1 protein-coding gene is annotated in these 752 nt (G+C 45.3%); it reads right to left on the bottom strand.

From position 1 onward, the window contains the following. Positions 1-752, bottom strand: a 752-nt coding sequence (locus QWI17_RS16545) for a sensor domain-containing diguanylate cyclase (RefSeq protein WP_302723634.1), incomplete at both ends; no start/stop codon positions are given.

Below are 752 nucleotides of genomic sequence, written 5' to 3'. Positions count from 1 at the left end.
GTTGGCACGGAGTGTTTTTCTGCGGGGTCATCAGTGATAAGCATACAAAACTCGTCACCCCCTAAACGAGCCACAAAGTCAGAAGCCCTTAACGGCTTTCTTAGTCGCTCAGAAACCGTTATTAGCAACTGATCACCTACATCATGTCCCAAACTGTCGTTCACATCTTTAAAGCCATCCAAATCCATATAAAAAACGGCCAAAGAACTGCCGTCGCGTGTGGCGCTATGAATAGCATTCTCCAAATAATTCATAAAATACGCCCGGCTGGCCAATCCCGTTAGCTTATCCTTATAGGCCAGCTCTCTAATCTTCTGCTCATCCGCTCTGCGCAGGGTAATATCCTGTAAGGTACCGAGTACGAGGTGCTGCTTGTTTAAGCGGTTTAATTCCTGGTGCACAACCCGATAGTGGCCTTTATTCACTTGGATACGGTATTCAAGAGATTCACGTTTGTGTTTATATCGAGCGGCATACAAGGCTGATTTAACTAACAATCTGTCTTCGGGATGAATCAGTTGTAGATATTCTTCGAATGACAGGTCTGTCTCCTCACTTTCTCGGTGAAAAAATTCCTGTAACTCTTCAGACAACCGGAAGATGCCAGATTCTGTATCCCACTGCCATGTCATCAGCATAGCCACACGCTGGGCGATCGATAACTGAGTCTTTTGTGCCTGAAGCTCCGACTTCTCATCATGGGATTTAATATGAAAACGTATATGGTGAGCCAGAAGCTGATAGTTAACCGG

It is taken from the genome of Gilvimarinus gilvus (assembly GCF_030518155.1).
Lineage (GTDB): Bacteria > Pseudomonadota > Gammaproteobacteria > Pseudomonadales > Cellvibrionaceae > Gilvimarinus > Gilvimarinus gilvus.
The sequence above is the reverse complement of the archived record's forward strand: the minus strand, read 5'-3'. Positions and strand labels throughout refer to the sequence as shown.